This window comes from Streptomyces sp. NPDC096176 (genome assembly GCF_044763255.1).
Taxonomy (GTDB): Bacteria; Actinomycetota; Actinomycetes; order Streptomycetales; family Streptomycetaceae; genus Streptomyces.
In genome coordinates, this window is sequence record NZ_JBIWFV010000008.1 from 84,399 (window position 1) to 98,426 (window position 14,028).

Genomic DNA, 14,028 nt, shown 5'->3' on the forward strand with positions numbered 1-14,028 from the left:
GACTTACGTCGAAGATATCTTCGAGATGCGTCTTGTCGACAAGCAAAAGTCCCGGTTAGGTGCAGCGCGAAGGAACGAAAGTCGTGAGGACACCCTGCATGCGAACAAAGGCTCGGCGGTCAAGGACGATCGCTGTGGGACTGGCCACCGTGCTCAGTGCCGGCTTGCTGGCAGGCTGCTCGACCGGAGACGCCGCGGCGCCGGACAACCGGATCCTGGTCTGGACGCAGGAGAATCTGCCTCCCCGGATGGCGGCCACGGAAAAGATCCTCGACCGGTTCACGGAAGAGACCGGGGTGGAGGTGGAGCTCGTCGGCGTCGACGAGAACCAGCTGCCGCAGCTGATCATGTCCGCCGCCGCGGCCGGCCGGCTGCCCGACGTGCTCGCGGCCGCCCCCATGGGCCAGGTCTGGCAGATGTACAGCAACGACCTGCTGAACACCGAGGTCTCCACCGAGATCGTCGAACGCCTCGGCAGGAAGACCTTCGACGCCACAGCCCTCGACTTCACCTCCGACGGCGACAAGCGCCTCGGCGTGCCCTCCGACGCCTGGCTGGCGCTCCTCGCCTTCCGCAAGGACCTCCTGGAAAAGGAGGGCCTGCCCGCCCCCGACACATACGAAGGTGTGCTGAAGGCGGCGCGGGCGCTCGACAAGGACGGCCGCAGCGGAATCTCGCTCGCCACCGACCCGGCGGACATCCTCACCCAGCAGACCTTCGAGGGCTTCGCCGTCGGCAACGACTGCCGGCTGGTCGACGACCAGGGCGCCGTCCGCCTCGACTCCCCGGCCTGCCGCACCTCCTTCGACACCTACGACAAGCTGGCCCGCGGCTTTGGACCGCCGGGCTCCCAGAACGTCGACTCCACCCGCGCCACCTACTTCTCCGGCCAGTCCGCCATGCTCGGCTGGTCCAGCTTCCTGCTCGACGAACTCGCCGGCCTGCGCAAGGACGCCCTGCCCAGCTGCCCGGAGTGCAAGAAGGACCCCGGTTTCCTCGCCCGCAACACCGGACTGGTCACCGCCATGAAGGGCCCGGACGGCAAGGAGCCGACGCAGCTCGGCGAGGTCACCTCCTGGGCCGTCACCAGGACCGCCGAGACCGGCGCCTCCCGGACGTTCGTCGAATACATGATGAGCAAGGGGTACGAGGACTGGTTCGGGATGGCGCCGGAAGGCAAGATCCCCGTCCGCACCGGGACCCCCGACGACACGTCCAAGTACCAGCGTGCCTGGCGAGCCAGCAGTCTGGGCGTCGACGAACGCCGGCCGATGGACGAGGTCTACCCGCGCGAACTGCTCGACCAGCTCATCGCAGGCGTGTCCGACATGCAGCGCTGGGGCATCGCCCAGGGCGAGGGAGCGCTCGTCGGCGCCACCAATGGAGAGCTTCCGGTGCCGAAGGCGATCGGCGCCATGACCGGCGGGCAGATCTCGCCCGCCGAAGCGGCCCGAGAGGCCCAAGACGAAGTCGCCGCCCTGCAGGAGTCCCTGCGGTAGCCGGGCCGCCACCAGCCGCCCGCCCGCCCTTTCCCTCTGAGGTACGTACTCCATGAGCACAGCAGAGACCGGCACGACGACCCGCCGGAAGAGCCCGCCGACCGTCAGCGAACGGGAGAACCGGGCCGGACTTGCCTTCGTCTCGCCCACGTTCCTCGTGGTGCTGGTCGTCGTGGTCGTTCCCATCCTGTGGACCGTGCTGCTCGCCTTTCAGTACGCGAAACTCGTCGACATCCAGCAGATGAGCCTCTTCGGCAACTGGTCCCTGGAGAACTTCGACAAGGTCTTCGGCTCACCCGGCTTCTGGACCAGCCTCGGCACCACGCTCGTCTACACCGTGGGTTCCACCGCCGGCTCCCTGTTGCTCGGACTGGTCGCGGCGCTCGCGCTGCGGCGGCCCTTCCGCGGCCGCGGGCTGATGCGCGGCTCGATGCTGCTGCCCTACGTCGCGCCGGTCGTGGCCGTCGCGTTCGTCTGGGAGGTGGCGCTCAGCCCGCAGTACGGCATCGTCAACGAATGGGGCGCACGGCTGCTGGGCTGGGACCGCCCGATCGCCTTCCTCTCCGCCCGGAGCTACGAAGTCAGCCTGTTCGGCGCGCACTTCGACCTTCCGCTGGCACTGCTGACCGTCATCGCCTTCGAGACGTGGCGGTACTTCCCGTTCGCCTTCCTCTTCCTCCTCGCACGGCTGCAGGCCGTCCCGGACGGGATCGAGGAAGCCGCGAAGGTCGACGGGGCAACCCCCAGCCAACGCTTCCGGTACGTGCTGCTGCCGCAACTCATGCCGGTCATCGCCCTGCTGTCGGTACTGCGTTTCATCATGACGTTCAACAAGTTCGACGACGTCTACCTGCTCACCGGCGGCGGAGCCGGCACGGAGGTCGTCGCCGTGCGCGTGTACGACTTCCTCACCTCGCGCTACGACGTGGGGGCAGCGGCGGCGCAGGCCCTCGTCCTGGCCGCGATCCTCATGGTCCTGCTGGGCCTCTACTTCACGTTCTTCGCCAAGAAGGTCGAGGAGGAAGCCTCATGATGAGCCGCACACAGTTCGAGGAGAGGCTCTTCGGAGGTCTCCGGTGGGTCGTGATCGCCTTCCTGGCCGTCGTCACGATCGCGCCCTTCTACTACATGGCGCTGCTGTCGCTGAAGCCCATCGACGCCCTCCTGCTGGACCCGGGATCCCTCTGGGTCTCCGCCAAGGACCTCACGCTGGCGACCTACCAGAACGTCCTGGCGCCGACCGCCGAGGGCGGCCAGGGCCTGCTCGGGATGCTGTTCAACTCGGCGGCCGTCTCGCTCGGTACGGTCGTGCTGACCCTCGCCGCCGCCGTGCCCGGGGCGTACGCCATCAGCCGACTGAAGTTCTTCGGCAACCGCAAGGTGGGCGCGCTGTTCCTGGCGGTCTACCTCTTCCCCGCCACCCTCCTCGCGGTCCCGCTGTTCGTGATGTTCGCGAAGATCGGACTCCAGGGCAGCCTGGTCGGCCTCGCGATCGTGTACATCGCCCAGACCGTGCCGGTATCGATCTACATGCTGAAGAACTACTTCCTCACCATCCCGTACAGCATCGAGGAAGCGGCGGCTCTCGACGGCTGTACTCGGCTCCAGACCGTACGCAAGGTCGTCCTGCCGCTGGCTCTGCCGTCCCTCATGGCCACCGGGCTCTACATCTTCATGATCGCGTGGAACGAGTTCCTGTTCGCCCTGCTCTTCCTTGCCGCAGAGCCGGACCGGTGGACGGTCTCCCTCGGACTGCAGCAACTGGCCAACGGCGTAGAGGTGTCCAAGACCGTGCTGATGGCCGGGTCCGTGGTGCTCACCATCCCCGTGGTACTGCTGTTCTTCGCCGCGGAGCGCCTCCTCACAGAGGGCCTGACCAGCGGCGCGGACAAGGGCTGACATGCACGAGAAGTTGAACGGGGATCGACGATGACAGGCAACCAGGCGAGCGCCGGTCACCTGCTCCGGCTCATCCGCAGCGGTGAGGCGACCACCCGCGGTGAGCTCCAGCACGCGACCGGGCTCTCCCGGTCCACCGTCGGGCACCGGCTGGACCAGCTGTTCAAGGCCGGCTGGCTGCGCGCGGCGACGGGCACGTCCACCGGCGGACGGCCCTCCGCGCGGCTGGAGTTCGACGTCTCGCACGCCGTTGTGCTCGCCGCGGACCTGGAGCCGCGGCACGCCCGCTCGGCCGTCCTCGACCTCGCGGGGAACGTCCTGGCGGAGCACACGGCGCCGATCGTCCTGGAGGAAGGACCCGAGGCCCTACTCGACCAGCTGGCGCGTGGCTTCGGCCCCCTGCTCGCCAAAACGTCAACAGGCCCGGACAAGGTGTGCGGCATCGGTCTCTCCGTCGCCGGCCCCGTCGACTTCGAGATCGGACAGGTCGTCCAGCCGCCGCTGATGCCGCGCTGGGACCGCTTCCCGATCGCCGAGCGCCTCGGCGAAGCGTTCGCGACCCATGTCGGCGGGGTGGCCGCCGGAACTCTGCCCGTCCTGGTCGACAACGACGCCAATCTCATGGCCTACGGCGAACAGCGCCACAGCTTCCCCGACTGCAAGGCCTTCCTCCTGGTCAAGGCGTCCACCGGCATCGGCGCCGGCGTGGTGATCGGCGGCCGGATCTACCGCGGCATCGACGGCGGCGCCGGCGACATCGGCCACATCCGGCTGCACGACCGGCACGACGCGCTGTGCGGCTGCGGCTCGTACGGCTGTCTCGGCGCAGTCGCGGGCGGCGGCGCGCTCGCGGACGAACTCACCGCCCAAGGGCTGCCCACCGCTTCCGGCCCCGGCGTACGGGAACATCTCGCGGCGGGGCAACCGGACGCCGTGCGGCTCGCCAGACAGGCCGGCCGACGGGTCGGTGAAGTACTGGTCACCGTCGTCACCCTGCTCAACCCCGGCGTGCTGATGATCGCCGGCGATCTGGCCTCCACGCCGTTCGTCACCGGAGTGCGCGAACTCCTCTACCAGCGCGCCATGCCGCGCACCACCGCCCACCTGCAGGTGGTCACCTCCACCCTCGGTGACCGCGCCGGCCTCGCCGGCGCCGCCGCGATGGTGGTGGAGCACCTGTACGCGCCCGACCGGACCGACGCCCGTCTCGCAGAACTCGGAGAGACACCGTGAACCGTCCACTGCCGCGGCCCGCCCCTTCCGCTCCTGTGCAGGAAGCCGCAGCATGGACCGGCGCGCCGGTACGAATGGGACTTGTGGGCGCCGGGCCGTGGGCGCGGGCGATGCATGCCCGGATGCTCGCGACCGGTCCCGAGACCGAGCTCACTGCCGTATGGGCACGCCGTGCGACGGCCGCCGAGGGACTCGCGCACTCCCACGGCGCGATGGCGGCCGTATCCCTCTCCGACCTCCTCGAGCGGTGCGAGGCGGTGGCCTTCGCCGTACCTCCGGCGGTGCAGGCCGAGCTGGCGCCGATCGCCGCGCGGGCCGGGAAGGCCCTGCTGCTGGAGAAGCCGCTGGGGCCGGACTGGCCGCCGCCCGGAAGGTGGCCGACGCCGTTGCCGAGGCAGGTGTCGTCTCCAAGCTGGTGCTGACCAAGCGCTGTCACCCGCAGACCCGCCGGTTCCTGCGACTGGCCGCGGAGCTGGAGGTGACGGGTGCCCGGTCGTGCTTCCTCCACGGGGCCTTCCTGGGCGGCGAGTTCGCGACCTCATGGCGACTGGAGCACGGTGCGCTGCTGGACGTCGGCCCGCATCTTCTCGACCTCCTCGACACGGCGGTCGGCCCGATCGCACGCATACGGGGCGCCGGTGACCCGCGTCGATGGATCGAGCTGACCTGCGAGCACACCAACGGCGCGATCAGCCAGGCGTCCCTCTCCGGCTCGGTCCGCCTGCCGCGCGCCCGGACACGCATCGAGCTCTTCGGGCACGGGGACGAGCTCGTGTACGACACGGCGGACATCGACCACGAGGAGTGCCGGCCGGTGCTGCGGCGGGAGTTCGCCCGAGCGGTCCGCTCGGGACTCCCGGCCGAGGTGGACGCGCCGCCCGGGGCCTGCGGCTCCAGGAGCTGATGGCGGGGGCACTGGACGACGCGTGAGGGGGCCGTGTCGCCCCCGTCGGGCCACCGGCAGCCGGTCGAAGAAGGTCCGGTCAGCGCGGCCCGACGCGGCTGACCAGTTCCTCGGGCAGCGGATACACGCGCTCCGGCGGAAGCAGCGCCTCCGCCGTGCGGTGGTCGCCCGCTTTCACCGCCGCGTGGATGTCGTGCGCCAGCGGCGTCACATCGCGGACGCCAATGATCCAGTCGTCCACGTAGCGGTCGACGGCGGGTCCCGAGAGCCCGATCTGGATCGCACGGTGGGGCAGCGGGTTCATGCCGAGGTCCCGCTCGGGATCCCACTGGACCCGGACCGGGCTCGACTTGAGCTCCTCACGCCACTGGGCCTCGGTAGCAAAACGCGCCCGTTCGTAATGGCTGAGGCACGCGTGGGCGAGGGCCCACTCGAAGCCCTCCCGGGTGATCTCGATGGCGAGGACCCGCTCCTGGTCGGGCTTCGTGGCCCACCCGCAGCGGTACATCATCCACAGGAACGACGGCTTGATCCACGTCATCCGGGTCCGCTTGAACGGGTCCACGAAGGTGCCGGCCTTCAGCGCCGGATCCGCGATCCGTGCCGAATACGCCTGGTACACGGTGATGGTCGTGTCGGTGAAGACGGCGCGTACCTCGTGCTTCGCCGCGCCGGTCATACGGACGCCTCCCGTGCCCACACCTCGGGCTTCACCAGCATCGGGTCTGCGACGGACCGCGCCCCGCAGACGTACAGCAGCCAGCGCAGGTCCTCCCAGGAGAAGAAGGCCTCGCCCCAGGTGTCCAGCCACAGCCGCAGCCTGCCCTCGCCCTCGGGCGATCCGGTCAGGTCCCACCAGGCCCAGCCCCGGACCTCGAGATCCGGGTCGAAGCGCGACAGCCAGTCCTGCAGCTCCCAGGGACCGTCCCCGGTCCGCTCTGTGTACCGCTCACGTCCCCGCGCCGCGAACGCCTCGACCGGCCCTTCCCCGTCCTTGCAGACGCCCGCGAACCACGCGGGCACCGTGCCGGTCGGCAGATCGTCGTCGAAGGACTCCGACACGGCGAGGTCTAGGGCGGCTCCCAGCGCCGCACGCAGCCTGCCGGAGTAGTCCGCCGGGTCCCCGTCGACCTCGATCTCGACGAAGGCCAGGACGGGAGGAGCGGAATCGAATTCCGTGCGCTCGAGGACCCGGGACTTCTCGGCCTCGAGGTCCTCGATTTCGTGCAGCATATTTCTTCGACTCCTACTCAAAATCCTGGACGATCTTACCAGAGCCCGGGATGATGGCTTTTCTCATCTTCTCGATGACTTCACCCGGCAGGCCGTAGAGATCCGGCCCCTTGGTCGGGTCGGAGATCTCCGGGTAGTACTTCTTCAGTTCCTTCCATTCCGCCTTGGTGAAGTCGAGGTCGGCCGGCTGTTTCTGCGGTACCGCGCTCTGCCGGATCTCGTCGCGGAAGCTCTTCGGAACTTCGAAGGACACGATCTGGCCGCCGTCGCCACGGAATTCCACCGTGTGCCGGATCTCGTCGCTCATGTTACGTACAGCTGGTTGTTCCCGTTGATCGTGACGTTGCCGTTCTTGTCGATGTGGACGCGCTGGCTCAGCGGATGCTCGGTCTGTTTCCGGTACACGGTGATCGTGCACTCGTCCGGCGCCAGGCCCAGATGGTCGGACCACGTGAGCGGGTTGTGCACGTACGCCGCGGGGTTGGGAGCCGGGGCCAGGCCCAGCGGGTCGGGCGTCAGGTACCGGGCGGTCTCCGGGTCGTAGGTGCGGAAGACGTTGTAGTGCAGCCCGGACTCGGGGTCGAAGTACTGGCCCGGGAACCGCAGCGGCGTATAGGTGGCCGCGTCACGGTTCCAGGACGTCGTACCCCAGAGTGTGGAGCGGGTGCGCCAGGCGATGTCCCCCTGCTCGTCGACGAGTTCGGTGGGCGTACCCACCAGGTCCGTCACGATCGAGAAGAAGCGGCTGTCGATCTCCTCCCGGGACGCCGAGAGGATGCGCTCGGTCTGCGTGAGGGGATGCAGTCCCTGATGATCCCAGGTGAGCGTGACCGAGTGCGGGAACTCCTCCGACACCGTCGTCTGTTCGCAGAGGTTGGCGCCCTCCCAGGTGAAAACCGTCTCCTCCGCCACCTCGCCGTCGGCGGAGAGCCGCTGCTTGGCGATGCGGCGGCCCAGCGGGTCGTACAGGTAGCGCCACTTGGTGCCGTCCGGGGTGGTCAGCCCGACCAGGCGGTCCTCCGCGTCCCACTCGTAGCGCCAGACGTCGGGCTTGCGCGAGAGCCGGACCCTTCGGCGCAGCGTGACGCGGCCCTGCGCGTCGTACTCGAAGCTCACCCTGCCGGCGGTCGTGAGGCGGTTGCCGGTGTAGGTACGGGGCCCGATGGCCGCGTCACGGTCCGACGACATCGCAGGCCACGAGGCGGAGGTCTGGTTGCCTGCGGCGTCGTAGGCGTAGCGCTCGGTCCAGGCGTGCGCCTCCACCGAGGTGACCCGGGCGGCATCGTCGAGGACGAAGGTACGGCGGCCGTTGATCGCGTCGTCGACGGCGGTCAGATTGCCGTCCGCCCGGTAGGTGTAGCCGCGCCGCTGCAGGGTGCGGCCGTCGTGCCCGGTGAGGTGCTGGTCGGTGAGGCGTCCCAGTTCGTCGAAACCGTGCGAGAGGGTCACGGCCGCGCCGACGGTGCGGCTCAGTTCACGGCCCGCCGGGTCGCGCTCGAAGGTGAGGGTGCGGCCCGAGGTGACGAGCCGTGTCGCATTGCCCCTCGCGTCGTGGCTCCACTCGCTGACCGCCCCGGTCGGTGTCGTGCGGCGTGCGGCATGGCCCAGCTCGTCGTAGGCGAAGCTGAGCGTACGGCCGTTGACGGTTTCCGAGCGCAGCAGGCCGGCGCGGTCGCGTACCCGGCTCAGGGTCGCGTCCGGCCCGCTCGCCTGCGCCAGCTGGTCGAAATGGTCGTACTCGTAGGTTGTCACGGCCCCCGCGGCGTTTTTGCGGACGATCTGGCCGAGCTGGTTGTACTCGTAGCGGACCGCCTCGCCCAGCGCGTTGGTCCGGGCCGCCAACTGCCCTGCTTCGTCGTACGTGTAGCCGAGGGTCTTGCCGTCGAAGTCCGTCTCAGAGGCCAGTTGGCCCGCCGGGTCGTATGCGTACGTCCAGCTGAGGCCCTGGGGGTTGGTGACCCGGGTGAGCCGCAGCTCGATGTCGTGCGTGAACTCGTACCGTGCGCCGTCCGGACCCGTCCGGGCCGTCAGCACGTCGAAGTCGCCGTACTCGTACAGGGACCGGCCGCCCGAGGCGTCCGTGTGGCTCAGCACATTGCCTTCGCCGTCGTACTCCCAGGTCTCCTCGCTGCCGTCCGGCGCCACCCGGCGCAGCAGCCGCCCTTCCGTGCTCCACGTCAGCCGGGTGACCCGGCCGAGCGCGTCGGTGATCGCTGTGGGGCGTCCGAAGGCATCGTGCGTGAAGTGGGTGACCGCGCCGTGGACGTCGGTGGATTCGACGACGAGGCCGGCGGCGTTGCACCGGACCGTTGTGGTGTTGCCCTGCGCGTCGGTCGTCGACGCCGGGTGGCCGCGGTGGTCGTAGGGTGAACCGGGTCGTCCTCCCGGAGGGCCCGGTCACCGACGTGCGGTTGCCCCGTTCGTCGTACTCCTGGCGGACGGTGGTGCCGTCGGGGTTGGTGATCCGGACGGGCAGACCGAGCTCGTTGTACTCGATGGCCGTGCGACGGCCGTCGGGACGGGTGACCGAGGTGACCCAGCCGTGGTCGTCGTACTCCATCCGGGTCGTCCGGCCGAGCGGGTCGGTGCGGCCCACGAGCCTGTTGAACGCCGCGCGCTCGTAGCGGGTCGTGGCACCGTTCGCATCGGTCTCCGCGACGACCTGCGCCTTGTCGTCGACGAAGTACCTGCGCCGGTGGCCCAGTCCGCCGGTGACGGTGGTGACGCCGTCTTCGTAGGTGAAGCGGGAGTTGACGTGGCCGTCGGTGCCGGACTGGGCGACGCAGCGGTGCTGCTCGTCGTAGGTGTAGTCGAAGTGGCCGTTGGTGTCGGTCCACGACACGATGCGGGCGTGTTCGTCGTAGCCGAACCGCAGGGGCCGTCCACTTGAGTTGATGACGCCTGTGAGGTTGCCGTCGGTGAACTCGTAGTCGAGGACCTTCGTCCCCTCCGCGAGGGACAGCGAGGTGATCCGGCCGTCGTCGGTGGTGACGCGGACTCGGTAGCCACCGCTGTGGCTGATGCCCGTGGGAGCGCCCTCGGCGTCGTACTCGTAGGCGATCCAGGCGCCGCTGCGGTCCTCCAGCCGGTGGAGCACGCCCTCGCCGGTGAAGTGCCAGGTCCGGCCCGACTCCTGGTCAGTGACGGTGTATTCGCCTTCGGGGGGGCTCGTCAGCGGCATGCGCCGACCGCGGGTCGGCAGCACCGGCAGGCCGGGTGCGGGATGCGAATAGGCGAGGAGGCTGCCGTTCTCACCGATGAGGACGATTCCCTCGGCGTCGATCTCCAGGCGCTGGTCGAACGTGCTCGCCCAGGAGGGGCCGAACCAGCGGCCTGCCCGGTAGGAGGATTCGAAGGTACGCGTGAGCACCAGCGCCAGCGATCCGGGCAGGACCAGGTCCGTCTGCGGCAGGACCATCCGCCCCGTCGCGACGTCGACCGGGTCGTCCACGCAGACCTTGTCCTTCTCGGTGCGCGATGGTGCGTCGGGGCCCTCGGTGTCCAGGTGGGTGCGGCCCGGCGGCTTGAGGTCGTCGGCGTACTTGCCCACCGTTGCGGCCTTCTTCAGCGCGCCCAGCCCCTTGGTGCCGATGAGCTCCGGGATGAGCTTCCCGACGCCCTCCGCCGGGTCCTTCATAAAGGCGTCGACCATGTTCTTGGCCGTGCCCACCGGGTCATTGGCTGCCGTGACCAGGCCCGCGGCCCATCAGGTACTCGGCCGGGTGGGTCAGGTTGTACGGGTCCGTCGGGTTGACGGAGCGCACGAAATTGACCAGCCCGGCCGTTCCCTTGACGACGCCGCCGACGAGGTGGGTGGCGTCGATCGCCATGGCCTGGAAGCCGTCACCGGCCTGCTCGGCGTACGAGGGCTTGGGCGGCGCGGCGTCACGGGCCGCTGCGATGGCCGAACGCGCCGTCGCGGCGGCCTCGTTGCGCTGCTTCCGCGCTTCGATCACCTTGTCGTAGGCGGCCTTGATGCCGGCCTCGCCGGGGTCCGTGAACCCGGACGGGCGGGGCGGAAGGTCGTCCTTCTGGGCCGTGACGGCGTTGTTGTACTCGTCGACCTTCTTGTTGTAGGCGGCGCGAGCGTCGTCCGAGGCCTTCTTCGCCGCCTTGTAGTCGTTGATGGCCTCCTGCGCCCGGCCCTGCGCCCACTCGACCGTGTCGGCGAACCGGGACAGTGCTCCCTGCGCCTCCTCGAAGGCGTCGGCGGCTTTGAACCACCTCGGCGGTTCCTTCGCCACGCTGTCGGCGAAGGCGGCGGCGGTCTCGCCCTTGATGGCACTGGGGTCCAGGCCCTTGATGCCCTTGCCGACCTTGTCGAAGTTCGTCCGGAAGTCGCCGAGGTGCTCGGCGTTCGCCCGGATCTTGGAGACGCTGCCGTAGATGATCTTCTTCGGGTCCTCGGTCTGATCCAGCTCCATTTCGGCGACATCGGCGCCCATGGTGTTGGCGAGTGACCGGCTCTTGTCCCGGATCCAGTCGGCTCCGCTGTCCCACCCGACCTCCTCGGCGAGATCGGCCGTCTTGTCGCCGAGCCATTCGGCACCCTCGCCGATGCCCTCTACCAGGTCCTCGCCGGCTTCCTCGATGAAGTCCGGGGTGAAGTCCCGCCAGCTCATCAGCCCTTGCCCCCGCACCCTCCGCCTGTTGGATCAGATCGTTCAGGGATCCGATCCGGCCGTTGTTCTTGAGGTTCTCCCCGGTCGCCCGCCAGGTTTCCTCGATGCCCGCCTGGGCCTGCTGGAACGACTCGGCGCTGTAGTCCGGCTTGTAGACGTCGGCCCGGAAGATGTCGCCCCAGGCCTTCTTCTCGATCTCGTCCTCGCTCGCATGCGGGTTCCCGTACGCGGCATTGGCAGCGACCTTGAAGGCGCCCTGGATGTACTGGTCCTCTTCTCAGAGGGTTCCCGCGGCGATGCCGAGAGTGCCGGCGAGGGTGCTGGCATCCTGGACCAGGGCGCGTACGCCCCACTCCCAGCGTTCGCAGAAGTCCTCGAAGACCCCGGCCACGCCCCCGTGTCCGGCCTCCATGCCGGTCATCGACAGTGACTCGAGTCCGGCGCCCATGGAGGCACCGCCGTCCGTGCCGACCTCCCGCAGCTCCGCCACGGTCCCGCGCAGTCCCTCGGTGATGTTCTGGACCGCGACCGGGTCCATCACCAGGTCTTTCTCACCGCTCATCCGGTGCCCCCGTAACCGTCACGGCATCGACGGCCGCGGAGTCCGGAACGATTCCTCGCGCCGGCGGGAACAGCATGGAACCGTCCTCGTCCGCCACGTTCACGGCCACGCCTTCGGCCCGTCGAGCGAAGGGATCACCGCGTCCAGGAGCCGTGCCCCGAGCACGGACAGATACTCCAGCTCGGCGGCCGGGTCGATGCCCCGCCGAAGCACGAAGCGCCCCAGGGCCTCCTCGTCGGTGAAGGCGTAGATCCAGCGAACGCCGCCCTGGTCGCCCGACATCAGGCCGCCGTCGCTGATCGGCGCGAGCAGGGCCGTTCTGCGGAACTCGCCCACCAGATGCCCTGGATGACCGTCACCGCCGCGCATCGCGGCGATCTCTTCACGAAGGCTCATTACCGGACGCCCCCCGTATCGCACTCGACGTCGTCCTGCCATCGGCGGCCCCAGCGTATCGTTCAGGCCACTCGGACGGCCAGACAGGCGCCGCGCCGGGTCGCCCAGGACGCTGCGCCGATCCCTCGCAGGACAAACGTCGATGTCGGATTCCCGCCAGTGCGAACGGGTCGGAACCGTCATCCTTGACCCATGCACACCGACACCGAGCGCTGCGTACGCGCCGTCCGGTCCAAGGACGCGCGGTTCGACGGCTGGTTCTTCACCGCCGTGCTGACCACCGGGATCTACTGCCGCCCCAGCTGCCCGGCCGTGCCGCCGAAGGTCGAGAACATGACCTTCCACCCGAGCGCCGCGGCCTGTCAGCAGGCCGGGTTCCGGGCCTGCAAGCGCTGCCGTCCCGACACCAGCCCGGGCTCGCCGGAGTGGAACGCCCGCGCCGACGCCGTCGCGCGTGCCATGCGACTGATCAGGGACGGCGTCGTCGACCGGGAGGGCGTGCCGGGCCTCGCCGCGCGGCTCGGCTACTCCACCCGGCAGATCGAGCGCCAGCTGCTCGCCGAACTGGGTGCCGGTCCGCTCGCCCTCGCCCGCGCACAGCGCGCCCAGACCGCGCGGCTGCTCATCGAGACGACGGACCTCCCCATGGCGGAGGTCGCCTTCGCGGCCGGGTTCGCCTCCATCCGCACCTTCAACGACACCGTCCGCGAGGTCTTCGCCCTCGCCCCGAGCGAGTTGCGCGCCCGCGCCGGCCGGGGCCGCGCCGCCGTGCCACCCGCGACCGGCGTGATCGCGCTCAGGCTCCCGTACCGCGCTCCGCTCAACCCCAGCAACCTCTTCGGGCATCTCGCCGCGACCGGCGTCCCCGGCGTCGAGGAGTGGCGGGACGGAGCGTACCGGCGCACCCTGTCGCTGCCGTACGGGCACGGCATCGTGAGCCTGACACCGCACCCCGACCACATCTCCTGCCGGCTCTCCCTGACCGATCCGCGCGATCTGACCATCGCCATCAGCCGCTGCCGCTGGATGCTCGACCTGGACGCGGACCCGGTCGCCGTCGACGACCAGCTGCGCAGCGACCCGCTGCTCGCCCCGCTGGTCGACAAGGCGCCCGGACGGCGTGTGCCGCGCACCGTGGACGCCGCCGAGTTCGCGGTACGGGCCGTGCTCGGCCAGCAGGTCTCCACGGCCGCCGCCCGCACCCACGCGGGGCGCCTCGTCAGGGCGCACGGCGTGCCCGTGGAGGACACCGAGGGCGGCCTCACCCACGTCTTCCCGACGTCCGAGTCACTGGCCGCCCTCGACCCCGAGGCTCTCGCCCTGCCCCGTAGCCGGCGCACCACCCTGACCACGCTCGTGGCCGCCCTCGCCGACGGGACGCTGAAACTCGACCCGGGCAGCGACTGGGACCGGGCGCGGGGCCAACTCGGCGAACTGCCCGGCTTCGGCCCGTGGACCGTCGAGGTCATCGCGATGCGCGCCCTCGGCGACCCCGACGCGTTCCTCCCCACCGACCTCGGAATGCGCCGCGCGGCGGCGGAACTCGGGCTGCCCGCCACCCCGGCCGCCCTCACGGCGCGGGCGGCGGCCTGGCGGCCTTGGCGCGCCTACGCCGTCCAGTACCTGTGGGCGTCGGACGACCACCCCATCAACCACCTTCCGGCGTAAGGAACCTCGCTC

The 14,028-nt window shown here is 69.9% G+C and carries 11 protein-coding genes and 2 pseudogenes; 6 read left to right on the forward strand and 7 right to left on the reverse strand.

Translation table 11 applies throughout. The features are described 5' to 3' along the window. The first annotated feature begins 98 nt into the window (after window positions 1–98). The 5 genes and pseudogenes from ACIQ7Q_RS22755 (at window position 99) to ACIQ7Q_RS22775 (ending at window position 5,561) form a co-directional block, all read left to right on the forward strand. The gene (locus tag ACIQ7Q_RS22755; RefSeq protein WP_403865017.1) at window positions 99–1,499 is read left to right on the forward strand and encodes an ABC transporter substrate-binding protein; all 1,401 of its coding nucleotides are present in this window, start codon (window positions 99–101) and stop codon (window positions 1,497–1,499) included. A 52-nt stretch (window positions 1,500–1,551) separates the two neighbouring features. Next, window positions 1,552–2,532: a carbohydrate ABC transporter permease gene (locus ACIQ7Q_RS22760; protein WP_403865020.1), complete on the forward strand. Its 981-nt coding sequence runs from the start codon at window positions 1,552–1,554 to the stop codon at window positions 2,530–2,532. Continuing rightward, window positions 2,532–3,398, forward strand: coding sequence for a carbohydrate ABC transporter permease (locus ACIQ7Q_RS22765; protein ID WP_403865816.1), 867 nt, complete (start codon window positions 2,532–2,534; stop codon window positions 3,396–3,398). Before ACIQ7Q_RS22760 ends, ACIQ7Q_RS22765 begins: the two co-directional genes overlap by 1 nt. 30 nt (window positions 3,399–3,428) lie before the next feature. Then, the gene (locus ACIQ7Q_RS22770) at window positions 3,429–4,631 is read left to right on the forward strand and encodes an ROK family protein (protein WP_403865022.1); all 1,203 of its coding nucleotides are present in this window, start codon (window positions 3,429–3,431) and stop codon (window positions 4,629–4,631) included. A 74-nt stretch (window positions 4,632–4,705) separates the two neighbouring features. After that, window positions 4,706–5,561, forward strand: a pseudogene (locus ACIQ7Q_RS22775) (Gfo/Idh/MocA family protein). A gap of 53 nt (window positions 5,562–5,614) precedes the next feature. Here ACIQ7Q_RS22775 and ACIQ7Q_RS22780 read toward each other — a convergent pair. The 7 genes and pseudogenes from ACIQ7Q_RS22780 to ACIQ7Q_RS22810 all read right to left on the reverse strand — a co-directional run bounded on the left by ACIQ7Q_RS22780 (window position 5,615) and on the right by ACIQ7Q_RS22810 (window position 12,348). Next, complete coding sequence (locus ACIQ7Q_RS22780) at window positions 5,615–6,214, reverse strand: DUF4291 domain-containing protein (protein ID WP_403865025.1); 600 nt, start codon at window positions 6,212–6,214, stop codon at window positions 5,615–5,617. Continuing rightward, on the reverse strand, window positions 6,211–6,768 hold the full coding sequence (locus ACIQ7Q_RS22785) for a hypothetical protein (RefSeq protein ID WP_403865028.1): 558 nt from the start codon (window positions 6,766–6,768) through the stop codon (window positions 6,211–6,213). Before ACIQ7Q_RS22785 ends, ACIQ7Q_RS22780 begins: the two co-directional genes overlap by 4 nt. A 13-nt stretch (window positions 6,769–6,781) precedes the next feature. Then, window positions 6,782–7,075, reverse strand: a complete 294-nt coding sequence (locus ACIQ7Q_RS22790; protein WP_403865030.1) for a hypothetical protein — start codon at window positions 7,073–7,075, stop codon at window positions 6,782–6,784. Window positions 7,076–7,191: 116 nt separating this feature from the next. After that, window positions 7,192–10,180: pseudogene (locus tag ACIQ7Q_RS22795) on the reverse strand (RHS repeat-associated core domain-containing protein); the annotation flags it as partial. A gap of 262 nt (window positions 10,181–10,442) precedes the next feature. Further along, window positions 10,443–11,390, reverse strand: coding sequence for a putative T7SS-secreted protein (locus ACIQ7Q_RS22800; RefSeq protein WP_403865033.1), 948 nt, complete (start codon window positions 11,388–11,390; stop codon window positions 10,443–10,445). Window positions 11,391–11,667: 277 nt separating this feature from the next. Further along, complete coding sequence (locus ACIQ7Q_RS22805; protein ID WP_403865036.1) at window positions 11,668–11,952, reverse strand: hypothetical protein; 285 nt, start codon at window positions 11,950–11,952, stop codon at window positions 11,668–11,670. A 99-nt stretch (window positions 11,953–12,051) separates the two neighbouring features. Next, a complete protein-coding gene (locus ACIQ7Q_RS22810) occupies window positions 12,052–12,348 on the reverse strand; it encodes a hypothetical protein (RefSeq protein ID WP_403865039.1) in 297 nt (98 codons plus the stop codon). A gap of 192 nt (window positions 12,349–12,540) precedes the next feature. Between ACIQ7Q_RS22810 and ACIQ7Q_RS22815 the strand changes: the two genes are divergently transcribed. Beyond that, a complete protein-coding gene (locus ACIQ7Q_RS22815) occupies window positions 12,541–14,016 on the forward strand; it encodes an AlkA N-terminal domain-containing protein (RefSeq protein ID WP_403865042.1) in 1,476 nt (491 codons plus the stop codon). The last annotated feature ends 12 nt before the right edge of the window (window positions 14,017–14,028 follow it).